Origin of the sequence: Streptomyces sp. NPDC007164, from assembly GCF_040634135.1 — a bacterium.
In the GTDB taxonomy this organism is placed as follows: domain Bacteria; phylum Actinomycetota; class Actinomycetes; order Streptomycetales; family Streptomycetaceae; genus Streptomyces; species Streptomyces sanglieri.
Map to the genome: position 1 here is coordinate 57781 of NZ_JBEYFB010000032.1, position 26151 is coordinate 83931.

23 protein-coding genes are annotated in these 26151 nt (G+C 72.2%); 6 read left to right on the plus strand and 17 right to left on the minus strand.

What is annotated here, in order from left to right; genetic code table 11:
- Window positions 1–30: 30 nt before the first annotated feature.
- Entirely contained in the window at window positions 31–510 is a 480-nt protein-coding gene (locus ABZ622_RS30380) for a helix-turn-helix domain-containing protein (RefSeq protein ID WP_266920872.1), read from the plus strand.
- A gap of 204 nt (window positions 511–714) precedes the next feature.
- Here the strand turns inward: ABZ622_RS30380 and ABZ622_RS30385 are convergent, their stop codons facing one another.
- Complete coding sequence (locus tag ABZ622_RS30385) at window positions 715–1944, minus strand: MFS transporter (protein WP_360548590.1); 1230 nt, start codon at window positions 1942–1944, stop codon at window positions 715–717.
- Between the two features lie 75 nt (window positions 1945–2019).
- On the opposite strand from ABZ622_RS30385, the gene ABZ622_RS30390 reads away from it, so the two are divergent.
- Entirely contained in the window at window positions 2020–2853 is an 834-nt protein-coding gene (locus ABZ622_RS30390; protein WP_360548592.1) for a TetR family transcriptional regulator, read from the plus strand.
- 250 nt (window positions 2854–3103) lie between these two features.
- On the plus strand, window positions 3104–4156 hold the full coding sequence (locus ABZ622_RS30395) for a BTAD domain-containing putative transcriptional regulator (protein ID WP_360548594.1): 1053 nt from the start codon (window positions 3104–3106) through the stop codon (window positions 4154–4156).
- A gap of 87 nt (window positions 4157–4243) precedes the next feature.
- Here ABZ622_RS30395 and ABZ622_RS30400 read toward each other — a convergent pair whose 3' ends face one another.
- Window positions 4244–4897 (minus strand): cutinase family protein, encoded by a 654-nt coding sequence (locus ABZ622_RS30400; RefSeq protein ID WP_360548596.1) that lies wholly within the window; start codon window positions 4895–4897, stop codon window positions 4244–4246.
- Between the two features lie 233 nt (window positions 4898–5130).
- Here ABZ622_RS30400 and ABZ622_RS30405 point away from each other — a divergent pair, with 233 nt between their 5' ends.
- Window positions 5131–6975 carry a BTAD domain-containing putative transcriptional regulator gene (locus tag ABZ622_RS30405; protein WP_360548598.1) on the plus strand — a complete coding sequence of 615 codons (1845 nt, stop codon included), beginning with the start codon at window positions 5131–5133 and terminating at the stop codon, window positions 6973–6975.
- Window positions 6976–7010: 35 nt separating this feature from the next.
- Here ABZ622_RS30405 and ABZ622_RS30410 read toward each other — a convergent pair whose 3' ends face one another.
- Together ABZ622_RS30410 and ABZ622_RS30415 are read right to left on the minus strand one after the other, a co-directional pair.
- On the minus strand, window positions 7011–7544 hold the full coding sequence (locus ABZ622_RS30410) for a hypothetical protein (RefSeq protein ID WP_360548600.1): 534 nt from the start codon (window positions 7542–7544) through the stop codon (window positions 7011–7013).
- The gene (locus tag ABZ622_RS30415) at window positions 7541–8380 is read right to left on the minus strand and encodes a 4'-phosphopantetheinyl transferase superfamily protein (protein ID WP_360548602.1); all 840 of its coding nucleotides are present in this window, start codon (window positions 8378–8380) and stop codon (window positions 7541–7543) included. Before ABZ622_RS30415 ends, ABZ622_RS30410 begins: the two co-directional genes overlap by 4 nt.
- Before the next feature lie 232 nt (window positions 8381–8612).
- Here ABZ622_RS30415 and ABZ622_RS30420 point away from each other — a divergent pair, with 232 nt between their 5' ends.
- Complete coding sequence (locus ABZ622_RS30420) at window positions 8613–9623, plus strand: TauD/TfdA family dioxygenase (RefSeq protein ID WP_360548604.1); 1011 nt, start codon at window positions 8613–8615, stop codon at window positions 9621–9623.
- 170 nt (window positions 9624–9793) lie between these two features.
- Here ABZ622_RS30420 and ABZ622_RS30425 read toward each other — a convergent pair whose 3' ends face one another.
- The 11 genes from ABZ622_RS30425 to ABZ622_RS30475 form a co-directional block, all read right to left on the minus strand.
- Window positions 9794–12361, minus strand: a complete 2568-nt coding sequence (locus ABZ622_RS30425) for an FtsX-like permease family protein (RefSeq protein ID WP_360548606.1) — start codon at window positions 12359–12361, stop codon at window positions 9794–9796.
- The gene (locus ABZ622_RS30430; RefSeq protein WP_360548608.1) at window positions 12361–13146 is read right to left on the minus strand and encodes an ABC transporter ATP-binding protein; all 786 of its coding nucleotides are present in this window, start codon (window positions 13144–13146) and stop codon (window positions 12361–12363) included. The genes ABZ622_RS30425 and ABZ622_RS30430 overlap by 1 nt, the downstream gene beginning before the upstream one ends.
- 309 nt (window positions 13147–13455) lie before the next feature.
- Window positions 13456–14244: a 4'-phosphopantetheinyl transferase superfamily protein gene (locus ABZ622_RS30435; RefSeq protein ID WP_360548610.1), complete on the minus strand. Its 789-nt coding sequence runs from the start codon at window positions 14242–14244 to the stop codon at window positions 13456–13458.
- A 35-nt stretch (window positions 14245–14279) separates the two neighbouring features.
- Window positions 14280–15656, minus strand: coding sequence for a nucleotide pyrophosphatase/phosphodiesterase family protein (locus ABZ622_RS30440; RefSeq protein ID WP_360548612.1), 1377 nt, complete (start codon window positions 15654–15656; stop codon window positions 14280–14282).
- The gene (gene eboE, locus ABZ622_RS30445; protein ID WP_360548614.1) at window positions 15653–16834 is read right to left on the minus strand and encodes a metabolite traffic protein EboE; all 1182 of its coding nucleotides are present in this window, start codon (window positions 16832–16834) and stop codon (window positions 15653–15655) included. The genes ABZ622_RS30440 and eboE overlap by 4 nt, the downstream gene beginning before the upstream one ends.
- A 12-nt stretch (window positions 16835–16846) precedes the next feature.
- Complete coding sequence (locus ABZ622_RS30450) at window positions 16847–17704, minus strand: TatD family hydrolase (protein WP_360548616.1); 858 nt, start codon at window positions 17702–17704, stop codon at window positions 16847–16849.
- Window positions 17705–17760: 56 nt separating this feature from the next.
- Window positions 17761–18420: an EboA domain-containing protein gene (locus ABZ622_RS30455; RefSeq protein WP_360548618.1), complete on the minus strand. Its 660-nt coding sequence runs from the start codon at window positions 18418–18420 to the stop codon at window positions 17761–17763.
- The gene (locus ABZ622_RS30460; RefSeq protein WP_360548620.1) at window positions 18417–19298 is read right to left on the minus strand and encodes a sugar phosphate isomerase/epimerase family protein; all 882 of its coding nucleotides are present in this window, start codon (window positions 19296–19298) and stop codon (window positions 18417–18419) included. Before ABZ622_RS30460 ends, ABZ622_RS30455 begins: the two co-directional genes overlap by 4 nt.
- Entirely contained in the window at window positions 19295–20326 is a 1032-nt protein-coding gene (locus tag ABZ622_RS30465; RefSeq protein ID WP_360548622.1) for an SCO3242 family prenyltransferase, read from the minus strand. Before ABZ622_RS30465 ends, ABZ622_RS30460 begins: the two co-directional genes overlap by 4 nt.
- Entirely contained in the window at window positions 20323–21510 is a 1188-nt protein-coding gene (locus tag ABZ622_RS30470; RefSeq protein ID WP_360548624.1) for an inositol-3-phosphate synthase, read from the minus strand. Before ABZ622_RS30470 ends, ABZ622_RS30465 begins: the two co-directional genes overlap by 4 nt.
- Window positions 21511–21552: 42 nt before the next feature.
- Window positions 21553–22344: a Tat pathway signal sequence domain protein gene (locus ABZ622_RS30475; protein WP_360548626.1), complete on the minus strand. Its 792-nt coding sequence runs from the start codon at window positions 22342–22344 to the stop codon at window positions 21553–21555.
- A 277-nt stretch (window positions 22345–22621) separates the two neighbouring features.
- Between ABZ622_RS30475 and ABZ622_RS30480 the strand changes: the two genes are divergently transcribed.
- Complete coding sequence (locus ABZ622_RS30480; RefSeq protein WP_360548628.1) at window positions 22622–23623, plus strand: hypothetical protein; 1002 nt, start codon at window positions 22622–22624, stop codon at window positions 23621–23623.
- A gap of 82 nt (window positions 23624–23705) precedes the next feature.
- Here ABZ622_RS30480 and ABZ622_RS30485 read toward each other — a convergent pair whose 3' ends face one another.
- Both ABZ622_RS30485 and ABZ622_RS30490 read right to left on the minus strand, forming a co-directional pair.
- Window positions 23706–25160 (minus strand): MFS transporter, encoded by a 1455-nt coding sequence (locus ABZ622_RS30485; protein ID WP_360548630.1) that lies wholly within the window; start codon window positions 25158–25160, stop codon window positions 23706–23708.
- A complete protein-coding gene (locus ABZ622_RS30490; RefSeq protein ID WP_360548632.1) occupies window positions 25157–26149 on the minus strand; it encodes an ornithine carbamoyltransferase in 993 nt (330 codons plus the stop codon). Before ABZ622_RS30490 ends, ABZ622_RS30485 begins: the two co-directional genes overlap by 4 nt.
- Window positions 26150–26151: the final 2 nt, after the last annotated feature.

Below are 26151 nucleotides of genomic sequence, written 5' to 3' on the forward strand. Positions count from 1 at the left end.
GGCGGGCGATCGGCCACAGAGGAGAGCGTCGTGGTGAAACGGACCAGGTTCGACGACAGCGACTGCCCGGTCGCGCGATCGGTCGACGCGATCGGCGACTGGTGGTCGCTGCTGATCGTGCGCGACGCCTTCGACGGCAGCCGGCGCTTCGGCGAGTTCCAGCGCAGTCTCGGGGTGGCGAAAAACATCCTGAGCGCCCGGCTGCGCACCCTCGTCGCGGGCGGGATCCTGGAGTCGGTACCGGCGCACGACGGCGGCGCACACAACGAGTACGAGCTGACGGACAAGGGCCGGGAGCTCTTCCCCGTCATCGTCGCGCTGCGTCAGTGGGGCGAGGCGCGGTTCTTCGAACCCGGCGAGCCCCATTCGGAACTGACCGATCGCCGCCAGGGCCTCCCCCTGCTCCCGCTGGAGGTCCGCGCGCACGACGGCCGGCCTCTCACACCGGACGAGACAGTCGTCACCAAACTCGACGGCACCACCACACCCCACCGTCCGCCGGGCCGGTAGGCGTACTCGGACACAGCCGGTAGGCGTACTGGGCACAGCGCACAGCCGATGCGGATGTCTGCGCTCGGCAGCTCCGGCTCGAACGGTGCCGGAAGCGGGGTGCCGGGCCGTGGGTGCCGGGTGTCAGGCATCGGGTCACGGGTCACGGGATGAGCACGGGATCCGACTCGGTCGCCCTGGCGGGCGAGCGGCGGCTGCGGGGCCTCACCCGTACTTCCGCTCGCGGAGCCATGCGGTGTGGACGACCAGGGCACCGGCGGTCAGGACAGCGGCGAACACGTACGACAGCGTCCCCAGGCCGCTGCCGATCACTGCTCCGGCGACAACCGGGCCGAGGCTCGCACCGACGAAGAACCAGAACATCGCCAGGGACACGGCAGTGGGGTGAGCCTCTCCGGCGCGCGCACCGACGGCTTCGATCATGGCGGGGGACGAGGAGCCGATGCCGAGGACGAACACCATGAGCAGGGCGGCCAGCCCCACGGCTCCAGGGGTGAGTGCGCCGATCAAGGCGATGGCCGCGGCGGCGAGCAGCAGGGCGGCGACAAGGCGGACGAGGGCGGGGACCCGGCGCAGCCAGGGTGTCAGGAACGGGATCAGCACCATGACCGGGAGTGCGCCGGCGCGCAGGGCCAGCAGGCCGGAGGCGCTGCCGATGGTGCCGGCCAGCTGGATGCCGGTGTAGACGGCGACGAAGGCGCCGTAGACGACGGGGGTGGCGGCGTACAGCAGGCGGAGCCGCGGCGCGCGCAGCAGGGACGGGATCTGCGCGTAGGAACTGCGGAGCGACTGTTCGGCGGTGTGGTTGTCGGGGAGCATCACGCGGTGCAGGGCGACGGCCATGACGAGGATGGCGACGGCCCAGACCAGGAATACCGTCCGCCACCCGAAGGCGTCGCCGATGAACTGGGCGACGATCTGGCCCACCACTGCGGCGGCCAGGAAGGAGGTGGTCAGGCAGGACGTCATCAGGGAGCGGTGACGCGGGGCTCCGTGGTGGGTGATGTAGGCGAAGGCGCACGGCGGGAAGGCGGCCATGGTGAGCCCCTCCAGGCCTCGGACCGCGAGAGCTGCCGGCAGGCTCGGCACCACCGTCATCGCGAGAGAGGTCAGGACGCCGGCCAGCAGGCCGATCACAGCGACCTTGCGGGGTCCGAAACGGTCAGCCAGCGGGCCGAAGAGGACAAATCCGACGGCATAGCCGAGGCCGAAGCCGGTGGTCGTCCAGGTTGCGGCGTTCCTGGGGATACCCCAGTCGGAGGCCATGCCGCCCATCAGCGGAATGACGGCGTACATCAGGCCGGAGACCAGCAGGCCGGTCAAGGCGAAGACCACCATGGTGGGCATCAGGGGCGCGTGGGCGTGGCCGTCGTGCGGGGCGACAAGGGTCCGGGGTGTCGGTTTTGGTGCGGTGCGTGGGGGTTGCGTGCTCATGTCGTCGAACCGTAGGGCGGATGACGCGAAATCGCAAACCAACTAGTTGGGCCAAATTCTTGTTATCGTGGAGCCATGAGCAAGAAGTCGAACGCCACCCGGACGGCGATCCTGGAGGCCGCGCGCGCCGAGTTCGCCGAGCACGGCCTCGCCGGCGCACGCGTGGACCGCGTCGCCGAGCGGGCCGGGGTCAACAAGGAACGCCTCTACCGACACTTCGGCAGCAAGGACGGCCTGTTCGACGTGGTGATGGCCCAGATGCTGCAGGAGTTCGCCGCCGTCGCGGGCCCACCCGCACAGACCGGGGATCCCGGCGATTACGTGGCCCGCCTGTACGACTACTACAGCGATCACCCCGAGAAGCTGCGCCTGCTGCTGTGGGAGGGGCTGGGCGGCCACACCCCCGAGGCCGGCCACCGGGAGCACTACGGGCAGCGGGTCGCAGCCTTCGCCGAGGCGCTCGGCCTCCCGCCGGGGGCGGAGGCCGCCCGGCTGCTGTTCACCCTCTGCGGCATCGCCGGCTGGCCGCTGGCCGTTCCTCAGGTGGCCGCGCTGATGCTGGGCGAGGAGAGCCCCGCCACGCCCGAGGGGCGCGCCCGGATGCGCGACTTCCTGATCCGGTTCGCGCGGGCCCATTCGCCCGCCACGGAGCCAACTGGTCAAAGCATTGACCATGATGGTCCGGTCAACATGCTGACCGGTGGCGGTGCAGTGGATGTCGCGGAGGCGGCCGAAGGGCTCCGGCAGGCCCGGAGCAAGGCCGACGCCGCCGGCGAGGTGCTGGCCGAGGCGCTGCGCACCGAGCACGCCGCGGGGGTCAGCGCCAACCGGCTCGCCCGCCAGGTCAGCGGAGTGATGTCCCGCCCCGTCGTGCTACGTGTTCTCGCCGACCGCCCGGCAGCGGGCTGACCGCCGGCCACGGCGTCGGGCCCGGTGTCCGTGGACGCCCTGGTCCCGGCGCCACGCCTCGGCGGGATCGGGCCGGGGCGGCGGATCGCCGGGCTGCGCGATCCGTTCGGGACCGTCGTCGGCATCGAGGGCCGTGGGCGCGTCGGCGCGTGTCACTCCGGATCGTTCCGGATGCCTCGTCCGGCGCTCCCGCCATTACCTTTTCGACGGCGCCCGCCAGAACGACCAGCCCGGAGCCCGGGGAGCAGCGATGCCGACGACCGTCACGACCCGCCGGCCGACCGCCGCAGCGCTGGGGCGGCAGGAGCGCAGAGTGCTCCACGCGGTCGGCTGCGGTCTGCGGGACGACGAGATCGCTGCCGCTCTCGCCGTCTCCGAGGACGTCGTGGCCGGGCACCTGGCGCGGATCCTCGTGAAGCTCGGGCTGCGCGACCGGGCCGCCGCCGTCGTCCATGCCTTCGACTGCGGCCTGGTCGTGCCCGGTTGCGGTCCCCGTCCGCAGGCGGCGGGCCCGGTGGTGCGGTCGGCGGGCGGGCCGAGGGTGGAGATCTCCGTGCTCGGGCCGCTGGAGGTGCGGCTGGGTGGGCGGGCCCTGGATCCGGGGCATCTGCGCCAGCAGGCCGTGCTGGCGGCACTTGCGCTGTGCGCGGGGCGGACGGTCAGTCAGCAGGAGCTGCTCGACGGGGTGTGGGGGACGGAGCCGCCGGTCACGAATGTGGTGCCGGTGTACATCTACCGGTTGCGCAAGAGGCTGCGCCCCGGGGGCGGCCCGGAGCCGGTGATCGAGCACGACCGGTGCGGCTACCGGCTGGCCGCCGGCGGGGTCGAGGTGGACGTGGCGCGGATGGAGGCGCTGGTCACCGATGCCTCGGCGGCCGATCGGGCGGGCGAGACGGCGGAGGCGGTCCGGCTGTGCTCCCGGGCGTTGGGGCTGTTCCGCGGGGAGCTGCTGGCCGGTCTGCCCGGTCCGTTCGCCGAGCTGGAGCGGCTGCGGCTCACCGAGCGCAGGATCGCCGTCGTACAGCGGAAGTCGGAGTGGCAGTTGCGGCTGGGCCGGCACTGCGAAGCGATCGCCGAGCTGTCCGCCTTCTCCGCGGCGCATCCCTTGAACGAATCGGTGGCGGTGATGCTGATGCGCGCGCTCTACCGCGGTGGCCGGCAGGCCGACGCGCTGACCGTGTTCGATCGTGCCCGCCGCCGGCTGGCCGACGACCTGGGGGTTCGTCCCGGCCGGATGCTGCGGCTGACGTACCGGATGATTCTGTGCGGGGACGAGGCCGGGCTCAGAGGTATCACGCCGTGATAAGTCCCGGGGAGTTGGCGGGAGATCGCCGTCTGCCGGTGGCCGGTCGTCCCTTGGCCACCGGCAGACGGCGAAGCGCGTCGGTGGTTACGCGGGGTACCAGGCGCCGTTGTACCACTGCTCGTTGGCGCCGTCGTCGTGGTGGTCCATGTTGAAGTCTTCGGGGTAGTTGTTGACGTGGTTGGCCGGGTACGTCCAGATGCCGGCGGACTCGTCGCAGACGTAGTCCCAGTGGCAGATGGTCTTGACCGGCACGTTGCCGAAGAACTTGTCGGCACCGGCGAGCGGTGCGCCGACGATCCCGCCGAACGGCACGGATCCGCCGTTGGCGCCGGGGTTGCCCTGGCGCTTGGGGTCCGCGATGAGGATGGCGTTGACGTTGCCGAACGTCTGCCAGTTCTCGGTGACCCAGACGTGCACCACCGCGGCGCCCAGGGAGTATCCGGCCATCTTGACGTGCTGGCCGGGGCAGGCCGCCCGCTGGTCGCGGACCAGCCTGTTCAGCTCATTGACGCCCGCCCGGGCGCTCGCGCCGTTGGGGATCTGGGTGGGGTACCCGACGTGCTGCTGGATGTTGCCGTAGAAACCGTCGTTGTTCCAGGAGCTGCCCGTGCCCCCGACGACGATCGTGTAGGTGCCCTCGCACGGCGCCGCCGCCTGTGCCGCGGTCCCCTGTGCCACCGAAAGCCCGGTGGTCAGCAGCAGACCGGCTGCCGCGGCCGCGATCCTTCTTGTTCGCATTCCGTCCTCCCCATGTGGTTGGCCGACGCGGCCGCATTCCGGTGCGGTACGCGGTCGGCCCGGGTCACCGAAGACAGTGGCAGCAGTCGATGACATCGCGATGAAACCCGGCTCCGGCGGGCCGTATCGGCGGGCGGTATCGGCGTCCGGCCGTCGGCGATAACCCATGGATAAGGGTGCCGCCTAACTTCGGAGTTCATGCAGGAGGCTCAGACCTGAAAGGGGTTTGCCGCATGGACTTCCGGATTCTCGGGCCGGTGGAGGCCCGGCGTGACGGGGACTGGATCGCGTTGTCCGGTTCCAAGGTGCATACGGTCCTTGCCGCGATGCTGCTCGCACACGGGCGGGTCGTCTCGGACTCCAGACTCGGCGCGCTGCTGTGGGGGTGGGACCCGCCGGTCACAGCGAGCGCGCAGATCTATACGTACATGTCGCGGCTGCGCAAGCTGCTCGGTGAGGAGGTCGAGATCGTGCGGCGGCAGCCCGGTTACGTGCTGCGGGCGCCCGGGGCCCGGATCGACGTCGTCGAGTTCGAGCGGCTCGACCGGCTCGGCCGTGAGGCGCTGCGGGAGCGGCGTTTCGCCGACGCGCAGGCGCTGCTGACCGAGGCGCTCGGGTGGTGGCGCGGTCCGGCCCTGTCGAACGTGACCGAGTTCCTTCTGGAGGCGGAGCTGCCGCAGCTGGAGGAGGCGCGGATGCTGGCGCTGGAGAACCGTATCGAGGCGGATCTCGCGCTGGGGATGCACGAGCAGGTGACGGCCGAGCTGACGGGTCTGGTCGCCGAGCACCCGGTGCGGGAGCGGCTGCGCGCCCAGCTGATGACCGCGCTGTACCGGTGCGGGCGACAGGCCGATGCCCTTCAGACGTACTACGAGGGGCGCAAGGTGCTCGTCGATCAGCTGGGGGTGGACCCGGGCGAGGCGCTCGGGGCGACGTACCAGGCCGTGCTGGGCGGGGAGTTGGGGTTGCGAGGTGCAGGGGCAGCGCGGGGGCGGTCCGATGTACCCACCATGCTCCCGGCGGCGGAGGACGGCTTCGTCGGCCGGTCCGCGGAACTGTCCCTGCTGACCGCGCGGTTGGCGGCCGGGACGAACCGGCCCCGGCGGCTGCTGGTGACCGGGATGGCCGGGGTGGGCAAGACCGCGCTCGCCGTGCGCGCCGCCGAGAAGAGCGCCGGCCACTTCCCCGACGGTCAGCTCTTCGCCGAGCTGTGCGATCAGGACGGCACGCCCAAGGACGCCGGCGAGGTGCTGGTGCGGTTGCTGCGGGCGCTGGGCGAGCCCGGTCTCGACGGCGGCTCCCCGCGCGCCGCCGACCGCGACGAGCTGGTCCGGCTCTACCGTGCGCGGACCTCCGGCAAGCGGCTCCTCGTCGTCCTCGACGACGCGGTCGGCGACCTCCAGGTGGCGCCGCTGCTGCCCGCGAGCCCGCAGGCGGCCGTGCTGATCACCAGCCGGGCCCGGCTGGCCCGGGTGACCGGGGCGGACACCGTGGCCCTCGCACCGCTGGACGACGACGAGTCCCTGGCGGTGCTGGCGGCGGCGGCCGGTGCGGAACGGCTGAGGGACGACCCGGATTCCGCCGACGACCTGGTCGCGTACTGCGGGGGGCTGCCGTTGGCACTGGCCGTGGTGGGAGCCCGGCTCGCGGCGCGGCCGTCGTGGCCGGCCCGCCGGTTCGCGGCCCGGCTCGCGGATCCGGCGGAGCGGCTCGCCGAGCTGTCGTTCGGTGATCTGGATGTGCGCGGGGCGCTGCTGCCGTCGGTGCGGCGCATGGCGGCCGGGGGCCCGTTGGCGCTCAGGGCGCTGTCCGGTGCCGGTACGGAGCCGTTCTCGGCCCGGGACGCCTCGGTGCGTCTCGCGGTGTCGGAGGACGAGGCCGAGCGGGTGCTGGAGTCGCTGGTGGACACCGCGCTGCTCGACCTCTCGGGCCTCGATCCGCAGGGGCTGCCGCTGTACCGGTGCCATGAGCTGGTCCTGCTGTACGCGGCGTCGCTGGACGGCGCTTCGCTCGACGGGGCTTCGCTCGACGCGGCGGACCCGGCCGCCGCGCACGACAGCGCCACCGCGGTCGGGTGACCGCGGTGGCCGGGGAGTCGCCGTCGTCCGTGCCGTCACCACGTTCCGCGGGTCCAGGAGTACGTGGGGATCTCGGGGACGAGCGCGGGGGCGATGGTCTCGCGGACCACGGTCCACGCGTCGGCGACGACGCGTTCGCGGGGCGGCCGGGCGGCGGGGCCGAAGGCGGTCGCGGTGACCGCCCACATCGCGGCGACCGCGGCGACGGCCCGCACCTCGGCGGAGGGCTTGGCCGGTACGGCGCGACCCCTGCCGACGTCGATCCGGAAGCCGAGCTCGGCGGCCTGGCCGGCCCGCACCTCATGGGCGACCGGGCCGGCCGGCCGACCGAACACGGCGGCGGACAGGGGGTGTTCGTAGGCGGTGCGGACCCAGACGGAGACCCGGACCCGTTCGCGCTCCTCCCAGCCGCCGCGGGCGGCGGGCCCGGGGTCCGCCTCCTCGACGGCGGCGGCGAGCTCGGCGAAGTACCCGGTCAGCGCGGTGTCGTCGAGCTGTCCGGTGATGCCGGTCCGGGGAGCCGGAACGGCCGGGGTCATCGGGGCGGTCTCCAGGGGCTGCGTCGTCATGACGGTCGGCTTCCTTCGGTGTCGGGTGCGTCGGCGTCCTCGGGCGGGCCGAGTACGGAGTGGACGTGAACAGGACCGGGCGGGGCGCCGCCGGGCGGGCGGGCGATGGCGGCGGCCACCCGGTCGTCGAGCCGCAGGTCCTGGACCGACCAGACGGTGGTGCGGCCGGAGTGCGTGTGCAGTACGCGGACCGGTCCGCGCCGGGCCGGCCAGGTCTCCAGTCGGTTCAGCGCGGTGCCCACCAGTCCCAGCCCGGCCGCCTTCACGACGGCTTCCTTGCGCGTCCAGATGCGGTGGAACCCCACGTCGCGTACCGGTCCGGGCGGCAGCGACACCAGATGGGTGCGTTCGTTGTCGGTCAGCACCGAGTCGTACAGCGAGGCCTGGCGCATGGGCCGTACGGCTTCGACGTCGACCCCGATGGCGGGTCCGTCACCGAGCGCGAAGACCCCGCAGCCCGCGGTGCGGGAGAGGCTGATCGCCCACGGCACCTCGGGGTGCTCGATCAATGGCGGGCCGTGGCCGAAGTCCCCGCAGCCGGGGCACTGCCGCCGCCCCAGCTCGATGGACTGCGGTGCCACGTGCAGTAGTTCGGACAGGGCGCGGCGCGCCCCGGCCCTGGTGTGCACGAAGGCGGCCACGTCCCGCTCGGCCAGCAGGGTGAGCGCGCGGTGGAACTCGTCGGTGCCGAGCAGCGCGAGGTCGTCGGGGACGACCCGCTGCGGCGGCTGCCACCACCAGACGTGGGCCGCACCAGCGAGATCCGGTGTCCCGGGCGCTGCCCGGGAAGGCTGCTGTGTCCCGGTGCTCTTCGGTGTTCCGGGTACGAACGCCATGGACTGCCCCCATTCCTTGTTCCTTGACGGTCCTTGTCGACCTCTCGTGGTTTCCCGTGGCCTCCGTTTCCTCCGCACGGCCGGCCGTGCGGACAGAAATGCCACGGTGCGATCGTCCGCCCGGCGGCTACGGGCCGTCTATATGCGCCTGGGTGAGAATTCCCCGTAGGGTCGCGATAGCACTTCCCCGGAGACTTGGCCGGTAATTTCCGACCGACCCGAGGATGTTCACATGTCCAAGACCCATACGCTTTCGCTGCCGCTTTCGGCAGCAGCGGCCGGCACTGTCGTGGAATTGACCGAGGCCGAGCAGAACGCGCTCGTCGCGGTGGCCGAGCAGCTGACTCCGAAGGGGGTCGCGGACGGCAGGATCGATGATCTCCGCTGGCTGGACGCCGCGCGTGACGCCTCCGTACAGCTTCCGCGCAGGCTGCTCTCGGCGCTGCGCGCGTTCCGTCACGACGCGGGCCCCGACGGGGTCCTGCTGCTGCGCAACCTGCCGGTGGTGGCGGACGACCCGCTGCTTCCGACGCCGGCCGTGAAGGGGTCGGTGGAGCGTGTTCCCACGGTCGCCGCTTCGGTCGTCACCACCGCGATGCTGAATCTCGGGGAGGTCATAGCATTCCGTAACGAAAAGGCTGGTGCGCTGGTTCAGAATGTCGTTCCGGTCCCGGGGAGCGAGGCGTCGCAGAGCAATGCGGGTTCTGTTCTTCTGGAACTCCACATCGAAAACGCATTCCATGACAACCGCCCGGATTTCGTGGGTCTGCTGTGTGTGCGGGAGGACCCGACGGGCGATGCGAAGCTGTGCACGTCGTCCATCCGCCGGGCGCTTCCGCTGCTCTCCGGGAAGGCGCGGACGGTGCTCTGCGAGCCGCGGTTCCTGACCGAGCCGCCGCCGTCCTTCGGTGCCCTGGAGAGCGTGACGCCCGCTCACGCGGTGCTGAACGGCGATCCGGAGGACCCCAATGTGCTGGTGGACTTCTCCGCCACGCATCCGCTGGACGACGAGGCCCGGCAGGCCATGGCGGAGCTGCGGAGCGCGTTCATGGAGACGATGTCGGCGCTGTCGCTGCGCGTCGGTGACCTGGCCGTGGTCGACAACCGCCTCGCGGTGCACGGCCGTACGTCGTTCACCCCGTCCTACGACGGTGCGGACCGCTGGCTGCATCGGGTGTACGCGCACCTGGACCACCGGCGCAGCCGGGTGGACCGGGCGGGCGACGGCGCGGTCCTCGGCTGAGCGGGACCACGCACGCGACATCCGTATCAGCCAGGCAGGCCGAGGGGCCGGCCCCCGCTCACGGGGGCCGGCCCCTCGGCCGTTCGCAGGCACCGCGTGCAGGCAGCGATCAGGGGTGTACGGGAGCTGAACTCCCGTACACCCCTGGGGCGTTGGTGTGGTGCGTGTGCCTACTGGCGGGCGCTGATGACGTCCGCCGGGCGGCCGCCGAGTGCGACGCGGCCGGGGACCAGCGTCGCCACCGCGGTGAGCACCGCGGCGAAGCCGAGTACCCCGAGGAACATCGGCAGGTCGACGGACGGCTGGGCGGCGCCCGTCATCCCGACGCTAAAGGCGGTCAGCACCGCGAGCGAGATGGCCGTGCCGAGCACCGCGGCGACCAGGACGATCAGGGCGGACTCGATCCTGAGCATCGACATCACCTGGCGGCGGGTCGTGCCGACGAGCCGCAGCAGGGCGAACTCCCGGGTGCGGTCCGAGACCGACATGGCCAGGGTGTTGACCACGGCGATCGCGGTGAACGCGATGATCAGGCCCATCGCGAGGTAGTTGACCTCGGCATTGGACTGCTGGACGTCGGCCTGGACGTCGTCGACCTGGGTGCGGTCGAGGACGCCGATGCCCGGGAAGCGCTTGAGGGCGCCGGTCAGCTGCTCCCGGCCCGCCTTGCCGTCGCCGGCCGTCTTGACGAGTACGGAGGAGGCGAGCGGGTTGTCGACGTGCTGGGCGACCAGGTCGTGCGACATGGTCAGGTCACCGAAGCCGAGGCCCCGTTCATAGACGGCGGCGACCCTCAGCTGGACCACGGTGGCGTCGCCGAGCGTCACCTTGAGCGTGTCGCCGGGCTTCTTGCCGAGGTGGTCGGCGGAGACGTCGCTCATCGCGATGCTCTTGTCCCCGAAGCCCTTGAGGCTGCCCCGGGAGACGTCCGGATCCCAGTTGGTGGTGAGACCCTGCGCGGAGATGCCCTGTGCCGGGTACTTGTCGAGGCCGACGCGGACCTGGGTCCGGACGATCTCGGTGACCTGGGTGACGCCCGGTACGGCGCGCAGCGCTTCCGTCGCCTCGGCGGGGACGCCGGGGCCGTTCGAGGCGACCACCCAGTCGGCCTTGTTGCCCGCCTTGGCCTGGGCCGAGGCGGCGTCGCCCATGGTGGTCTGCACGAACAGGACGGTGCAGGCCATGCCGATGAGCAGGACCAGCGGGGTGACGGCCGCGGCCATCCGCTTGGCGTTGGCGCGGGCGTTGGCGGTCGCGAGGTGGCCGCCGACACGGGAGAACTTCAGCGGGATCCCGAGGATCGCGACGGCGATCCGGGCGATGACCGGGCCGAGCAGCGAGACCGCGACGGCGAGGACCACGACGGACAGGAACGTGACGGGCTGCGAGGCGGGTTCGGTGCGCAGGAAGCCCAGCAGGACGACCACACCGATGCCGAGGGCCAGGACGAGCATCCCCACGCCGAGCCGGCCCCACGCGAAGTGGCGCTGTTCCATGGATGCCTCGGACAGCGCCTCGGCCGGGCGGATGCGGGCGGTGCGGCGGGCGGAGATGCGGGCCGCGACCCATGCCCCGAGCAGTGCGGCACCGACGGCCGCGGCGAACGGCACGAAGCTGAAGGTGAGTTCGAGGGTGTCGGGGATGGCCTTGAAGTCGATGAACTTGCTGTGCAGCCAGTACGCGATGGGCAGGCCCGCGACCGAGCCGAGGCCGCCCGCGAGGCCGCCGATGATCAGGGCCTCGCGGCCGATCAGCTGACGGACCTGCTTGGGGGTCGCGGCGATGGCGCGCAGCAGCGCGAGCTCGCGGTAGCGCTGCTGGATGGAGAGCGCGAAGGTGCCGACCACGACGAGGATCGCGACGAGCAGTGACGTACCGCCCATCGCGCCGCCCATGGAGACGAGCTTGACCCGGGCCTTGCCGGCGTCGAGGAACTCGATGGGTCCGCGCTCTCCGCCGGTGGCGACGGCGTACTTGCGGCCGTCGCCGGCGAGGGCCTTCTCGGCCTGGTCGGCGAGCTCGTCCGCGGAGACGCCGGCCTTGGGCAGCAGGCCGACGGTCGTGACCTGGCCGGGCCGGCCGGAGAGGTTGCGGGCGGTCTCGTCGGAGAAGAACAGCGAGGTCTGCTGGTGCAGGTCGCCGTCCTTCGCCGCGGCGATGCCGCTGACCTTGTACGTCGTGGGGGCGCCGGTCGACTGGACGACGAGGCTGCTGCCGGTCTTGAGGCCGGTGCGGTCCGCGAGTTCCCGGTCGAGGACGACCTCGGTGGCGCCCGTGGGTGCCTTGCCGTCGGTCAGTTCGAACGGGGTCAGTGCGGCGGAGGACCAGGCGTGGCCGTAGGACGGCTTGCCGTCGATGCCGGGCACGATCCGGCCCTGGGGGCCGACCGCGTACGCCGGGAAGTTCGTCTCCGGGACCGCCTTGCGGACCCCGGGTAAGGCGGCGAGTTTCGCGGTGGTGCCCTCGGGCAGCCAGACCCGCTCGGCCAGTGGCTTCGCCTTGTGCTTCTCCTTGACCTTGCCCTTCTTCTTCTTGATGGTCGTCTGGTGGACGTTCTGGTCGGCGCCGACGATGACCGGGGCGGCGGCGTAGCGCTCGGTGGCGATGGTGCCGCGCAGTCCGGTCTCCAGGAGGATGCCGCAGGCGGTGACCAGTGCGGCGGCGCAGAACAGGGCGAGGAAGGCGCCGATGAATCCGCCCTTCCTGGCCTTGAGGGTCTGCAGTGCATAGCGCAGCATCAGGCCCACGCTCCCAGGTGTGTCATGCGCTCGGCGACGAGGTCGGCGGTCGGGGATTCCATCTGTCCGGCGATCTTGCCGTCGGCCAGGAAGAGGACGGTGTCGGCGTACGAGGCGGCCACCGGGTCGTGGGTGACCATGACGACGGTCTGGCCGGTCTCGTCCACACAGGAGCGCAGCAGGGAGAGGATCTCCTTGGCAGTCACGGTGTCGAGGGCGCCGGTCGGCTCGTCGCCGAAGATGACGTCGGGCCGGGTGATGAGGGCGCGGGCGATAGCGACGCGCTGCTGCTGGCCGCCGGAGAGCTCGGCGGGACGGTGGGTGGCCCGGCCGCCGAGGCCGACGCGGCCGAGGATCTCTTCGAGCCAGTTCTTGTCGAGGCTCTCGCCCGCGAGTCGCAGGGGCAGCTCGACGTTCTGACGCACCGACAGGGACGGAATGAGGTTGAACGCCTGGAAGACGAAGCCGATGCGCTGGCGGCGCAGCTTCGTCAGCTGGGTCTCGTTCATGTCGTTGAGCTGGGTGTCCCCGATGTAGGACTGGCCGGTGGTCGGCTTGTCGAGGCCGGCCGCGCAGTGCAGGAACGTCGACTTGCCGGAGCCCGACGGACCCATCACCGCGGTGAAGGAGCCGCGCTCGATCCCCACGGAGACCCCGTCCAGGGCACGCACGCCGCGGCCGTTCCTGCCGTACACCTTGGTCACGTCGGCCAGACGAAGGGCGTGCCCCCGGTTGACCGTGTTGTAGCCGTTGTCGAGGGAAGGGCGGCTCGTCTCGGTCACCATGTTGCGACCTGTCCTCTCCATAGTGCGGTTCCGGGTCTCAAGGGGATGATTTTCGAGCGTATATGGCATCGGGTCGAGCGTGGTCCGTACTTCTATATTCGATCTACTTCGGGTCTTTTCGGTGCAGTTGACCAGGCAATCACTGTCGTGCCGCCGCGGTGGCCCGCGGTGTCGGTGTGAGTGTGTTGTGTTCGGTGACGGCCACCGGGGCTCCAGGGGGCACCGGGGCTCCAAGGGGTGGGGTGTGTCCGGGGTCCGGGCATGGCTTCGCGCCGCAAGAAGGGGTTTCTTGCGGCGCGAAGTTCGCTGTCACGCCGGGGCGTGGGTGTGGACCGGGCCCAATGGGCCGGTCTCCGGGCGGGCCAGCGAGGCCGCCCAGCGGTCGCCGATATCGACGTCCATCACCTGCCAGCGCGATTCCTCACCGCGGTAGCGGTGCACCACCCGCACGGGCCCGTCCTGCGCCGGACTGACGTCCAGTGTGTTGAGCGGCATGCCCAGCAGGCCGAGGCCGACGGCCTTGACCACCGCCTCCTTGCGGGTCCAGGCCCGGTGGAAGGCGGCGTCCCTGGCCGGGCCCGGTGGCAGGCCGAGGACGTGTGCGCCCTCCGAGGCGGTGAGGACCACCTCGGCCAGGCCGGCCGGTTCGACCGGTCTGAGTGCCTCCACGTCGACGCCCACCCAGTCGCCCGCCCGTACCGCGAGGGCTCCGGCCCCCGCCGTGCGGGACAGGCTGACCGCGAGCGGGACCGGCGGTTCCAGGACGGCCGGCGGACCGTGCTCCGGGTCGCCGCAGCCGGGGCAGATCCGCCGGCCGAAGCCGACCTCCCCGGGTTCGACGCCGAGCAGCCCGGCCACGGCCCGCCGGGCACCGGCCCTGGTGGCGGTGAACGCGGCGGCGTCCGCCTCGGCGTGGAAGCGCTGGGCACGGCCCCGCTCCACCTCGTCGAGAACGGCGTAGTCCGCCGGGTCGGTCCGTGCGCCGAGCGGCCACCACCACACGTGGATCTCGCCCGACTCCTGCATCCGGCCGACCGTTTCGAGCGCCGGTCGGGGTATGCGCACCTCGCTGATCGCGGTGTTCCGCCGAGGTGTCATCTGGCCTCCTCTCGATCCTTTCGATACGGCCGGTCTCAGGCCAGTCCGTTGAGGCGGAGGAGCAGGTCCTTCACCTCGGTGGCGTGGTAGCGGTCCCGTTCCTGCCCCGGGTCGGAGCACAGCAGCAGCGGCCCGTCCCGGTGGTCCTGGGGCAGCCGTCCGTGGCTGCCCTTGACGTGGGCCGGGTCGAGCGGCACCACGGTGAGCGGTGCGCGCATCCCGGCCTTCTTGCGCAACAGGGTGAGTGCTGCCTTCGCCTTCACCGCCTTGTCGGCGGGGTCGAAGAAGAGTTCGGCCGGGTCGTAGCCCGGTTTGCGGTGGATCTCGACGCCGCGCGCGAAGTCGGGGGCGCGGGTGTCGTCGAGCCAGTAGTAGTACGTGAACCAGGCGTCCGGTTCGGCGACGGCGACCAGCTCGCCCGCGTTGGGGTGGTCGATGCCGTACGTGGCCTGTTCGGTGCGGTCCCAGATCTCGTCGACGCCCTCGGTGTGCTTCAGGACGTCGCGGACGCGCGGGATGTCGGCGGGGTCGGCGACGTACACATGGGCGGCCTGGTGGTCGGCCACGGCGAACGCACGGGAGGTGCAGGGGTCCAGGTACTCCATGCCGCGCTGGCTGTACACCGAGAGGAGTCCCTCGCGGCGCAGTGCGCGGTTGATGTCGACGGGCCGGGAGACGGGGCTGATGCCGTACTCGCTGAGGGCGACGACGGTGGTGCCGCGGTCGCGCAGGTCGTCGAGGAGCGGGGCGAGCGCGGCATCGGCCTCGCGGGCGGCGCGCACCGCCTGGGGGCTGTCGGGTCCGTAGCGCTGGAGGTCGTAGTCGAGGTGGGGCACGTAGATGAACGACAGGTCGGGGCGGCGGGTGTCGACGACATGGCGGGCGGCGCCGGCGATCCACCGGGTGGAGGCGATGGAGGCGGTCGGCCCCCAGTAGTTGAAGAGGGGGAACTCGCCCTGGCGGGCGGTGAGTTCATCACGCAGCCCGGCGGGCTTGGTGTAGCAGTCGGGGGATTTGCGGCCGTCGTAGTGGTAGACGGGTCGCGGCGTCAGTACGGTGTCGACGTCCGCGCCCATGGCCCACCACCAGCACAGGTACGCGGTGGTGTGGCCGGGGTCCTGTTCGCGGGCGGCCTGCCACACCTTCTCGCCCCGGACGAGGGCGTTGTGCTGGCGCCACATCATGACCTCGCCGTGGTCGCGGTGGTACCAGCCGTTGGCGACGGCCCCGTGGTCGCGAGGCAGCAGGCCGGTGGTGAGGGTGGCCTGGACGGTGGCGGTGACGGCGGGGAAGACGGTGTCGAGGCGGGCGGTGAAGCCCTGCTGCCCGATGGCCGCGATGTGCGGCATCTCGCCGAGCAGGCGTGGGGTGAGGCCGACGGTGCACAGGACCGCGACCTGGTGGTCGGTCATGGTGTCGCTCCGGCCTGCTCGGTGAGGCCGAGACGGATCAACTCGCCGTGCGTCCACTCCAGTTCGGTGGCGATCCCGGCGGCGATGCCGGCCGCCCCGGTGGGCCGGAGCCCGGTGGGCAGGACGTCCCAGGTGTACGTCTCGACCTCGACGTGGTCGGTGAGGGCGCGCTCCCCGCCGAGTGTCGCCCGCAGGGTCTCCTGGAGGGAGTCGCTGGTGTTGCGCAGCGGCGGCTCGGGCTGGTCGTGCAGGGGTACGTGGTAGTGGATGCGCCAGGGCGCTTCGCCGGGCAGGGCGCCCGCGAGGGCCGGGGCGAGGTCGTCGGAGCCGTGCAGGGTGCCGTCGGGGCCCTGCTCGCGGACCTGGTGCAGGAAGCGGGGTTCGGCGAAGGGGCGCAGCGCCTCGCGGGACTCGGCGTCGGCGGGGGTGTCGGCGACGAGGGCGGAGGACGCCTGGAGCTTGACGATGGGCACGCCTTCGGCGACGAGGGCGGCGACGGCGCTCGACGGGTCCTCGTGCTGGACGGCGAGGTGGCAGGCGTCCAGGCACAGGCCGATCCAGTCGTGGTCGGCGCCGGCGATGGCCCGGGCGGCCTGGGCGGTGGTCTCGGCGACGCAGCCGGGTTCGGGTTCCAGGCCGACGCGGATGGTGCGGCCGGTCTCGGCCTCGATCTGCTTGAGTCCGGCGGCCAGGTCGTCGAGGTGCCGGGCGGCGGTGGAGCGCTGCACGCCGGTCCAGGGGGTCCGCCAGGCCAGTGGCAGGGTGGATATGGAGCCGCGGGCGGCGTCCTCGGGGAGCAGTCCGGCGAGCACCTTGGCGAGGTTGAGGGTGTAGGTCAGGCGGGACGGCTCGGACCAGTCGGGGAAGTACACGCCGCGTTTGACGACGGGGGTGTGGAAGCCGCGGTAGGGGAATCCGTTGAGGGTGACGGTCTCCAGGCCCCGGGCGGTCAGGGCCCGGCGCAGTTCGGCGGTGTCGGCCGGGTGGTCGGCGAGGTGGTGGGCCACTTCGGCGGGGAGCCAGAGGCCGAGGCCGACGAGGTCGGTGCCGAGGTGCTGGCGTACCTGTTCCGCGTGGTCGGCGAGCTGGGCCGTGATCCCGTCGAGGGTCTCCGCCGGATGCACGTTGGTGCAGTAGGCGAGGTGGATGGTGGTGGAGTCCGAGTGGTGCAGACGCATGATGTATCGACCTCAACTGCCGCCGCGGGCGATCGAATTTCCGGCGTACAGCCCCGCGGCCTGCACATCGTTGTAACCGTCCAGGTCAAGCCTGCCCGACTGCCCGTAGAACGTGAGCGGGTTGCGCCACATGACGCGGTCGACATCATCCTCGTCGAAACCGGATTCGAGCATGGTTTCCGCGGTGATCCTGGTGAGCAGCGGATCGCTGTGTCCCCAGTCCGCCGCCGAGTTGACGAGCATGTGCTCCGTTCCATACTTTTTGAGGATGTCGACCATCCGCCGCGGGGTCATCTTGGTGTCCGGATAGATGGAGAACCCCATCCAGCAGCCGGTTCCGATCACCTCGGTGACGGTTACCTCATTGAGATGGTCGAGGACGACGTGGCCGGGGTCGATGCCGGATTCCTCGATGACGGCCAGGGAGCGGGCGGTGCCGCCGGCCTTGTCGCGGTGCGGGGTGTGGACCAGTGCGGGCAGCCCGAACTCGACGGCGAGACCGAGCTGTGCGGCGAAGGCGTGCTCCTCCGCTTCGGTCATGGTGTCGTAGCCGATCTCCCCGACCGCTACGACGGAGTCCTTGGCGAGGTAGCGCGGCAGCAGGTCGAGCACGGGGGTGCAGCGCGGGTCGTTGGCCTCCTTCGGGTTGAGCCCGATGGTGCAGTGGTGCCGGATGCCGAACTGGGCGGCGCGGTAGGGCTCCCAGCCGAGCAGGGCGTCGAAGTAGTCGGCGAAGCTGGCCGGGTGGGTACGTGGCTGGCCGAGCCAGAAAGCCGGTTCCACCAGGGCGCGTACACCTGCGTCGTACATGGCCCGGTAGTCGTCGGTGGTCCGGGACGTCATGTGGATGTGCGGGTCGAATATACGCATGGCCGATCTCCGTCGGGTGGGTGGCCCGGCTCCGTTGCGGGCCGGGGGGGCGGTGCTCAGCTGTCGTGGGTGGCGACCAGCCACAGATCGGCGGGTACGGTACGGCCCGCCGCCCGGCGCTCGGTCGCGAAGCCGACGGCCATCCGGGCCAGCTCGGCGTCCCGGCGTTCGTGCAGGCCGGCCACCTTGGCCAGCGGGATCCCGGTGAAGAGGCACTTGAGGACGGCCTGGCGCCAGCGGTACTGGTCGAGGTGGGTCCGTGCGTAGGGGCCGAGTGCGGCGGCGATGAGCCGGTTGTCGTTGGTGCGCAGCGCGTCGTCGGTGAGGTGGACGGCGTGCGGTCCGAGCGGCAGGAAGGGCAGGGCGCACAGGACGCCGCGCCGCTCCGCCGCGTCGCCGTCGCGGTAGCGCTCCGTGGCCTCCTGCGCCAACTCCGTTCCTTCGAGCTCCAGTTGGCCGAGGAGTCTGGTGCGTACGCCGTCCTCGACGCTCCAGCCCGCCCAGCCGGGCAGCCTGCCCCGGCCGTAGACGCGGCCGGCGGCGGGGAAGCGGCTGTCGAGGGCGGCCGGGCCCTGTTCGGCGACGGCCGCGAGGTCCTGGGCGAGGCGGACGCGGTGCTCGTGGTCGAGGGCCGAGCCCAGTCCCTCGGTGAGGGCGCGCAGGGTGAGGGTGTGGTGCACGGTGGTCGGTGCCGCCGTGATCGTCGGTGCTGTCATACCGGTTCGGCCTCCTTCGACAGGGCTGCGGTGCGCAGGAATTCGATGCTGTGGCGGGCGGTCGCGGTCGCCGCGTGGCTGTGTCTGGGCAGCTCCACCGAGACCAGTCCCCGGTATCCGTTGGCGGCGAGGGCACGCAGTACCGGCGGGAAGTGGATCTCGCCCTCACCGAACGGCAGGTGTTCGTGGACGCCGCGTCGCATGTCCTCGATCTGGACGTGGGCGAGGCGATCGGATGCCAGTTCGACGCAGCGGGGAACGCTGTGGGGTTCGAGGCACCGGCAGTGGCCGATGTCGAGGGTGAGGCGGAAGCGGTCGGGGAGACCGAGATCGCTGTGCAGCCTGCGGTAGCCGGCGAGGTCGGCGACGAGCATGCCGGGCTCGGGCTCGAAGGCGAGGTCGATCCCGGTGGCGTCGGCGTGCGCGACGGTCTCCGCGCAGCCGTCGACGAGCCGCTGCCAGGCCTGTTCCGGGGTGGTGCCGGGGTCCGGGGTGCCGCTCCAGAAGTGGACTGCTCCGGCGCCGAGTTCGGCGGCGATGCCGATCGCGCGGCGCATCAGTCCGAGGCGCAGGTCACGGCCCTCGGGTTCGGCGGAGAGCAGGGTGGGCCGGTGCTTGCGCCAGGGGTCGAGGAGGTAGCGGGCACCGGTCTCGACGACGACGGCGAGGCCGGTGGCGTCGAGGGCGCGCCGGGTCTCGGCGATCCGCCGGGGCAGGTCGTGGGCGTAGGGGTCGAGGTGCTGGTGGTCCAGGGTGAGGGAGACGCCCCGGTAGCCGAGGTCGGCGAGGACGCGCAGCGCGTCGGGCAGCCGGTGGTCGGCGAAGCCGTTGGTGCCGTACGCGAAGCGCAGGTCCGAGGGGTCCGGGCGGTGGCTCATGTCGAGGACACCTTCCGGGCGAGCCGGCCCACCAGGGGCAGGGCGGCGACGAGCGGCAGGGCGAGCAGGGGCGCTCCGGCGCGGGCGACCAGGGTGGCCTGGAGCGGCAGCAGGGCGTGGATGCCCGCGCCGACGGCGGCGCGGACGCGCGGGGCGGAGGGGTCGCGGACGACGGCGCTCTGGGCGCGGGCGCAGGTGCCCGCGTAGGTGGCGAGGGCCGCGCCGGTGACCAGGGCGTCGACGGGATTGCGGGCGGCGGGGGCGGCGGGGGTTCCGTCGGCGGCGAGCAGTGCGGCGACGGATCCCGCCGCGGGGGCGCCGAGGTGGGCGCCGTCCGCCGCGATGGAGAACAGCCGGGCGGCGGTGGGTGGTTGGGCCGCGTGCGTGGTTGCGGCGCGCGGGCCGGTGGTGGCCAGCAGGTGGGCCGCGCCCGCTCCGGCGATCGCGGTGGTCGTTGCCAGGGACAGCTTCGGCTCGCTCGTGGGTGCTCCGTCGACCTCGTGGCGGCTGAGCCGGGTCACCGCGAAGGTGTGCGCGGCGACGGCGGTGGCGGCCGGGAGTGCGGCGGCCGCGCGGCCGGGACCCGTGCCGTGCAGGACGTCGAGGGCGCGGGCGGCGGCCATGGCGGCCGGGCCGAGCGGGGTCGACTTGAGGCCGAGGTCGTACGCCCAGACGGCGGCGGCCAGCGGCAGGGTGCGGCGCAGCAGGGTGCGGCGGCCGCCGGCGAGGGCGGCGAGGCCGAGGCCCGCGCCGGTGAGGCCGATGGCGGTGGCGAGGGCGGCGCTCGGGGTGAGCCGGCCGGACGGGATGGGGCGTTCGGGGCGTTCGATGGCGTCCTCGGCGCGGTCCGCCCAGTCGTTGAGGGCCATGCCCGCCCAGTAAAGGGCGACGGAGGACGCGGCGAGGCCGGTGGCTCGGCGGATGCCGGGGCGGCCGGCCGCGAGTGCCCCGGCGACGACGTCGCCGGGGACCGTGATCGCGGCGGGGGCCCGGACCAGTTCCGCGTAGGTGCGCAGTGCGGTGTTCATCGGAGGCTGCCCGTCGCGACCGGGACCGGGGCGTTCGCCCAGGCGGTCAGGGCCTCGTACTGGAGGGTGAGGTTGTGCTCGCGGGAGCCTGCCGGGTCCTTGAAGAAGAAGCCGAGTGCGGTGAGCGCGCCGGATTCGCCGCGACGGCGGCCGTGGGCGGCCAGCCGTACGAGGTCCAGGACGAGCGGGGCGGCGAGGGCCGAGTCGCAGCCCTGCCAGGTGAACTGCATGGACATCCGGACGCCGAGGAAGCCCTCGAAGGAGATGTGGTCCCAGGCGGTCTTCCACTCCCCCATCTCGGGGACGTTGTCGATGTGGACCTGGCCCTGGACGGGGTGGCCGACGGTCTCCTCCAGGCTGCGCTGCTTGGACTCGGTCTTGCTGCGGGCGGCCTCGGGGTCCTGGAGGGTGGCGCCGTCGCCGCCGCCGAGCAGGTTGGTGCCGGACCAGGAGCGCAGGCGCAGGGCGCGCTGGGTGAACATCGGGGCGAGCGCGCTCTTGACGAGGGTCTCGCCGGTCTTGCCGTCGCGCCCGGCGTGCGGGACGCCGCAGGCGCGGGCGAGCTGCTCCAGGGCGGGCAGCGAAGCGCCCGCGGACGGGGTGAAGTTGACGTAGGCGCAGCCGGCGCGGAAGGCGGCGTACGCGTACAGGGAGCTGGGCGGCAGCAGGTCGGTGCTGGTGGCGAGGACCTCGTCGAGCTCCGCGAGGTCGAGGAAGGCCGGGTCGGGGTCGGGCAGCGGCTCGGTGGAGGAGACGTTGACGACGACGACCTGTTCCAGGGCGTGCCGTTCGCGGAAGGAGACGAGGTCCGCCGCGAAGCGCGCGGCGGCCTCGGCCTGGGGCTCGCCGGACCGCTGCGAGCCGTCGCGGATCTCGCGGTCGGCGGCCTCCAGGGCGCCGCGCACGCCGTCGAGGAGGTTGGCGGGCAGGACGCCCGCCAGGGCGAGTTGCCCGGCCCTCGCCGTCAGTGGGACGGACACGAGGTCGTGCCCGCCGAACACGAGGTCGGCGAGGGCCGGGAGCGATGCGTCGCGGAACGGGGGAAGGTCCGTGACGCATCCGTCACAGGAGGCGCTGCCCGCGGCGATCGCGGCGGCGCCGACGGTCGCGGCCGTGGCGACCGAGCCTCGTGCGCCGATCATCCAGACGCCGATGCGGGGTGAAGTTCCGGTCGTGGCTGGCATGGTGGGCTGTGCCTCCTGAGTCGTACGGGGGTGGGCTGCGGACTAGAACTTGCCCAGGTCGACGGGGTACGGGTAGGTGTCGAAGGCCGTGTCGAGCTGGTCCGGGCTGCGGTGCAGCCACTTGCGGGTGACACCGTGCACGGTCCGCCGGGGCAGCCGCTTGTTGTCGTTCGCGTCGATGGCCGGCTGTCCGATGGACTGGAGCTCCCAGGCGACGCCCGCGAGCCGGTTGATGTGCGTCCACCACTTCACGTCGATGTCCAGGAGCCGGAAGCCGGCCAGGAAGGGGTGCCAGCGGTGGTAGGCGTGGGTGAAGTCCGGCGGCGTGAAGTTCATCATGTGGACCTTGTTGCCGGCCGATCGGCGCGGGTCGAACAGGACGCCCTGGCCGAAGTCCTGGAAGGAGCGGACCAGCCCCTCCGGGTCGTTCCCGTAGAACTCGCGGTAGACGTCGCGCTGGGCGCCGGAGAGCAGCACGAAGGCGTCGCGGTTGGGGCGGATGAGCTCCAGGTAGCTGCGCGGGTAGCGTCCGCCGGAACGGGTGGCGGCCCACGCCGAGTCGACCTTGGTGAAGTCGCCGAACGGCTTGACGATGACGTCCACGGCCTCGACGAGTTCGGGCGTCGGGCTGAAGTAGAAGCGCTCGTCGTACTCGTACCAGAACTCGTTGGCGCGACGGTCGCCGACCATGCCCGGGATCTCGGGGAACTCGCTGCGGGACCGGCCGTGTGCGGAGGCCGGCAGTGCGCCGGCCACCGTCACCGCGGCCGCCGCCCCGGCGATGCCGGCGGCGGCCCTGAGGACGCCCCGGCGGTCCATGGTGTTCTGCGGCATCGGTTGATCTCCTTCGTCGGTGAGCAGTGCGGGGATTGCGGGGATTGCGGTGATGGGACGACTCTCGCGGGCCGGACTATGTGCGTCCTATAACCGCTCCGACAGGGCGTATTGCCTGGTCACAGGGGGTGCCATCGCTTCCGAAGCCGCTGCGATGCCGGGACGATATGGCAACGGACTACGTTCTTCCGGAAACGGATGCACGAATCCCTACATCGTTTTTCGGCCATGCAAGCGGCCAGTACCGGTCACTGCCCCCACCAGTGAAGGAGTCACTGTGGTCACGCTCACGAGCGCCCGGATCCAACGGAAGGACACCGACGACAACGGGGGCATCCCCCGATTACACGGCCCCCTCGCCTGGTGCGCGGCGGCCATGGCACTGCTCGCGGTGACAGCCGCGGGTGGCCTGTTCCTCGACGGACGCACCGTGCTGGGTGAGGGGGTGTGGCTCAAACCCTTGAAGTTCGCGGTCTCCTTCGGCCTCTACACGATCACCCTGGCGTGGATGATCGGCCGGACGGATCGCTGGCGGCGCACCTTGCGCAGACTCGGCACCGTCACCGTGGTGCTGTTCATCGTCCCGGAGATATCGATCATCACGTTCCAGGCCGTACGGGGCGAACGCAGCCACTTCAATGTGTCGTCCACGCTCAACGACGTGCTGGTCAAGGCGATGGGCGGCGCGGCGTACATCGGCTGGACCATGACACTGCTGCTCGGGATCTTCCTGTTGTGGCAGCGCAAGGTGGACCGGCCGCTGGCCTGGGCCATCCCGATCGGAATGTTCGTCTCGCTGGCGGGCATGTCGATCGGCTATCTGATGACCACCCCCACGGCCGCGCAGCAGCGGGCCCTGGACGCCGGGGAGCATCCGGCCACGCTCGGCGCGCACAGCGTCGGGGTGCTGGACGGCGGTGCCGGTCTGCCGCTGACCGACTGGGCGACCGGTGGCGGGGACCTGCGGGTGGCGCACTTCGTGGGTCTGCACGCGCTGCAGCTGCTGCCACTGGCCGCCGTGGGCCTCGGGATGCTCGCGGGACGGCTGCCGCTGCTGCGCGGCGAGGGTACCCGTACAGCCCTGATCGTCGTGGGCGGGGCCGGCCATGCCGGGCTCACCGCACTGCTGTTGTGGCAGGCGGAGCGGGGTCAGCCGCTGCTCGAACCCGACCGGCTCACACTCACCACCGGCGCCTGGCTCGTCGGCGCGGTCGTGGTGGCGGTCGCCGTGGTGCTCGCGACGGCGTCGCGCGACCGGCGCGACTCGCCCGGGGGCTGACGCTCCCGGCGCGTACGGAGGAGGGGGTCACCGCGGCTGCGGTGACCCCCTCCTCCGTCTTCGTGATCCACCGGGCGTCCGGTCAGTCGGCCGCCGCGAACGGGCCCCGGCGCAGGGCCGGGGAGATCAGCGCGGCAAGGGCCGTCACGGCCATCGCGAGGCTGAGTCCCAGGATCGTCCGGGTCGGGCCGAGGCCCTCCAGGGCGAAGCCGGCCGCGACCGGTCCCGCGGCCATCGCGCCGCCACCGACCAGCATGGCCAGGGAGTTGGCCCGTCCCCGCATGCTGTCCGGTGCGATCCGGACGAGATACACCCCGCCCGCCACGTTGAACACACCGCCCACGTAGCCGCTCAGCGCGAAGATCGCACCCAGTGCGTAGGGGTCGCGGAGCACGGCGACGGGCACCATCAGCAGCGCCCACACCGCCAGCCCGCCGATCACCAGGGCGCGCATCGAAAGCCGTTCGGTCCAGCGGCCACCGCTGAGCGCGCCGACCAGACCGCCCGCCCCGCTGAGCGAGAGTACGACGCCCACCTGGAACTCGGTGCCGCCCGCCGACTGGATGCCGGACATCACCGCCAGGTTGAGGCCCTGGAAGAGGATGTTGGAGACGGCGACGGCGGCCATCACGGCCCGCAGGAAGTGCTGGCGCCACATCCAGACGAGGCCGGCCCGGACCTCGGCGGCGAGCGCCGCCCGGGGCGCGTCATTCCGTTCCTGCTGAAGCTTCCCGCGTACCCCGAACAGGCAGACCACGGCGGCCAGTTGACCGGCCGCCGCCGCCACGAACGGCAGCGCGGAGCCGAGCGTGACCAGTCCGCTGCCCAGTGGCTGGCCCGCGATGGCGGCCCCCCGGGTGCGGGCCTCGTTGCCGGTCATGGCGGCGCCGATCTGCTCGGGCGGCACCACGGCGGGCACGGCGGCCCGCTCGGCCAGCTGGAACAGCACACCGAGGGTGCCCTCGACGAACGCGGCGGCCAGCAGCGCCCACAGCAGGACGTGCCCGCTCAGCAGGAGCGCGGCGACCACACCGGCCACCACCGCCTGGCCGATTCCGGCCACCAGCATGATGCGCCGCCGGTCCCAGCGGTCGACGAGCGCACCGCCCGGCAACTGCACCACGAGCTGCGGGAGCAGCAGCGCGGTCCCCACGAGCCCGGCGTCGCTGGGCGACCTGGTCGCCCACAGGACGGCGAGCGGATAGGCGACGGCGGTGGCCCGCCCGGCGAGCAGCGAGAGGCCGGCGCCGCCCCACAACAGGCGGTAGTCGCGGTTGCGCCGCAACGGCACGGGCGGCGCGGCGGTCTCCCCGTCCGGTTCCGTCACCGGTTCGGCCACCGGTTCGCGTTGCGCGGTCGTCCGGTGTTTCTTCTCCGGCACCGCGTCGTCCCGTTGCCCGGCCAGGAGCCACGGCAGCACCGCCGGGTCGGTCAGTTCGGTCGGTTCGGTCAGTTCGGTCGGTTCGGCCAGGTCGGCCAGGTCGGCCAGGTCGGCCAGGTCGGTCGGTTCGGTCGGGGAGTCGGTCGCGGGTTTCATCGCGCGGCCACCAGATCGCGGTCCGCGGCCCGAATCGCCCCGGGCGCCGGCTCCCCGGCCTTCGGCGAGGTCCCGGCCGTGCGGACGAACTCCAGTACCGCCATCGCGCTGTGCATCTTGTTGGTGGCCTGGGCGAAGGCGATGCTGTGCGGTCCGTCCAGCACCTCGGCCACGACCTCCTCGCCCCGGTGGGCGGGCAGGTCGTGCATGAACACGGCGGCCGGGCTGGTCTCCCAGAGGGCGGGGGTGACCCGGAACGGGGCGAAGACGTTCCGCCAGTCGGGGTCGGGCTTGCTGGTGCCGGTGGTCTGCCAGCGGGTCGTGTAGATCACGTCGTAGCCGCCGGTCAGTCCGTCCATGTCGGACCGCTCGACCAGGGTGGCGCCGGTGCGGGCGGCCTGGGCACGGGCCCGGTGCGCGACCGCCTCGTCGAGGCCGTAGCCGGGCGGGGTGCGGACCTCGAAGTGGACGGCGGGGAAGCGGGTGAGGGCGAGCGCGAGAGCCGCCGCCGTGTTGTTGCCCTCGCCCGCGTACAGGATCCGCAGACCGTCGACGTGGCCGAAGTGGCGTACCAGTGTGGTGAGGTCGGTGAGCGCCTGGGTGGGGTGTTCCTCGGCGGTCATGGCATTGACGACGGACATCGTCCCCTGCTGTGCCCAGCCGCGCAGTTCGGCCTCGGGACCGGCGGTCCGGGCGACGAGGACGTCGAGCATCCCGGACAGCACCCGGCCGGTGTCCTCGGTGGTCTCGCCGGTATTGAGCTGGAGGTCGCCGGGCCCGTAGGCGATGAGGGAGCCGCCCAGCCGCAGCGATCCGGAGGAGAAGGCGGTACGGGTGCGGGTGGAGGTCTTGGCGAAGTAGACGCCGACCACCTGGCCGTCCAGCGGTGCGGGCCGCCGGGCGAGACCGGCGGAGAACTCGGCGCCGCGGTCCACGATCCGTCGCAGCTCCGCGTCGGTGAGGTCGTCGATGGAGATCAGATGACGCATGG

What these genes read in the sequence shown, in the direction of transcription:
- ABZ622_RS30385 (WP_360548590.1), bottom strand. Translation starts at nt 1,944, where the DNA reads ATGAGCACGCAACCCCCACGCACCGCACCAAAACCGACACCCCGGACC.
- ABZ622_RS30390 (WP_360548592.1), top strand. Translation starts at nt 2,020, where the DNA reads ATGAGCAAGAAGTCGAACGCCACCCGGACGGCGATCCTGGAGGCCGCG.
- ABZ622_RS30395 (WP_360548594.1), top strand. Translation starts at nt 3,104, where the DNA reads ATGCCGACGACCGTCACGACCCGCCGGCCGACCGCCGCAGCGCTGGGG.
- ABZ622_RS30400 (WP_360548596.1), bottom strand. Translation starts at nt 4,897, where the DNA reads ATGCGAACAAGAAGGATCGCGGCCGCGGCAGCCGGTCTGCTGCTGACC.
- ABZ622_RS30405 (WP_360548598.1), top strand. Translation starts at nt 5,131, where the DNA reads ATGGACTTCCGGATTCTCGGGCCGGTGGAGGCCCGGCGTGACGGGGAC.
- ABZ622_RS30410 (WP_360548600.1), bottom strand. Translation starts at nt 7,544, where the DNA reads ATGACGACGCAGCCCCTGGAGACCGCCCCGATGACCCCGGCCGTTCCG.
- ABZ622_RS30415 (WP_360548602.1), bottom strand. Translation starts at nt 8,380, where the DNA reads ATGGCGTTCGTACCCGGAACACCGAAGAGCACCGGGACACAGCAGCCT.
- ABZ622_RS30420 (WP_360548604.1), top strand. Translation starts at nt 8,613, where the DNA reads ATGTCCAAGACCCATACGCTTTCGCTGCCGCTTTCGGCAGCAGCGGCC.
- ABZ622_RS30425 (WP_360548606.1), bottom strand. Translation starts at nt 12,361, where the DNA reads ATGCTGCGCTATGCACTGCAGACCCTCAAGGCCAGGAAGGGCGGATTC.
- ABZ622_RS30430 (WP_360548608.1), bottom strand. Translation starts at nt 13,146, where the DNA reads ATGGTGACCGAGACGAGCCGCCCTTCCCTCGACAACGGCTACAACACG.
- ABZ622_RS30435 (WP_360548610.1), bottom strand. Translation starts at nt 14,244, where the DNA reads ATGACACCTCGGCGGAACACCGCGATCAGCGAGGTGCGCATACCCCGA.
- ABZ622_RS30440 (WP_360548612.1), bottom strand. Translation starts at nt 15,656, where the DNA reads ATGACCGACCACCAGGTCGCGGTCCTGTGCACCGTCGGCCTCACCCCA.
- eboE (WP_360548614.1), bottom strand. Translation starts at nt 16,834, where the DNA reads ATGCGTCTGCACCACTCGGACTCCACCACCATCCACCTCGCCTACTGC.
- ABZ622_RS30450 (WP_360548616.1), bottom strand. Translation starts at nt 17,704, where the DNA reads ATGCGTATATTCGACCCGCACATCCACATGACGTCCCGGACCACCGAC.
- ABZ622_RS30455 (WP_360548618.1), bottom strand. Translation starts at nt 18,420, where the DNA reads ATGACAGCACCGACGATCACGGCGGCACCGACCACCGTGCACCACACC.
- ABZ622_RS30460 (WP_360548620.1), bottom strand. Translation starts at nt 19,298, where the DNA reads ATGAGCCACCGCCCGGACCCCTCGGACCTGCGCTTCGCGTACGGCACC.
- ABZ622_RS30465 (WP_360548622.1), bottom strand. Translation starts at nt 20,326, where the DNA reads ATGAACACCGCACTGCGCACCTACGCGGAACTGGTCCGGGCCCCCGCC.
- ABZ622_RS30470 (WP_360548624.1), bottom strand. Translation starts at nt 21,510, where the DNA reads ATGCCAGCCACGACCGGAACTTCACCCCGCATCGGCGTCTGGATGATC.
- ABZ622_RS30475 (WP_360548626.1), bottom strand. Translation starts at nt 22,344, where the DNA reads ATGCCGCAGAACACCATGGACCGCCGGGGCGTCCTCAGGGCCGCCGCC.
- ABZ622_RS30485 (WP_360548630.1), bottom strand. Translation starts at nt 25,160, where the DNA reads ATGAAACCCGCGACCGACTCCCCGACCGAACCGACCGACCTGGCCGAC.
- ABZ622_RS30490 (WP_360548632.1), bottom strand. Translation starts at nt 26,149, where the DNA reads ATGCGTCATCTGATCTCCATCGACGACCTCACCGACGCGGAGCTGCGA.